This window comes from Oleiphilus sp. HI0117 (assembly GCF_001635235.1).
On sequence record NZ_LWGA01001473.1, the window covers coordinates 1 to 805 of the forward strand.

General features: G+C 42.1%; 1 protein-coding gene. It reads right to left on the bottom strand.

Annotated features, from left to right (window positions below; genetic code table 11):
• Positions 1-49: 49 nt before the first annotated feature.
• On the bottom strand, positions 50-805 hold a 756-nt coding region (locus A3757_RS24535; protein WP_197470298.1), incomplete at its 5' end, for an SPOR domain-containing protein.

The following is an 805-nucleotide window of genomic DNA, read 5'->3' on the forward strand; positions in this document are numbered from 1 at the left end:
ATAAACTATCCTTATATTTCAAATAGATAGCTTCAAAAAACTAATTTAGTTATTGCCTCGGATAAGACTTGAGAATTCCAGCATAGCTCCTCAACCAAGGCTGTTGAGAAGTAATTATTTTAGGTGCCACCTTGAGCGCAGCATTGGCGGAAGCCTTATCAGGATAAACACCATAAAAAACAACAAACCAGGGTTTACCGCGATGCAGTGTTTCAAGATAGTATATCGGCTGAGCACTTTTACTTACGCGCTTTGCGAAGTCTATCGCTGTTTTCTCGTTATAGCTACCTAAAATTTGAGCTGAATAACCACTTGAGTTTTGGGATGCAACCCATGCTTTCCCCTTAAAGAACGGCTTAAGTATTTCACGGCTGCTCTCTGCGGCAGGAATAATTTTTTCCTGTACATTTTTAGCGATTTTCTCTATCTGCAAAGTATCGCTAACTAGTTGATCCGATTCTGGAACGCTAACTTCTTTATCTGCTAGAGTACCATCTTGTACCTTGTCGGGCTCAACAAGCTCTTTAACACCAGCGCTCTCTGGAATTGATCGAGACGCCGACATTTCAGGCTTATTGAGCGAACCTTTTTTAATCTCGCCACTACCCTGACGACCTTTATCCAAACTATCTATATTGCTTTCTGAAGCTTTAGCCAAACTCTCTGACAGGGCCTGATCAAGCATTCTTAACCTTGCTTCTCTCTGTTGCTCTACGAGAGACACTTTATTTTCATCAGAGTTATTCTCTTGCTCCGGCTGCTCGTGCGCGACTGCTTCGCTATCTCCTTCAGTAAACAAGCCATA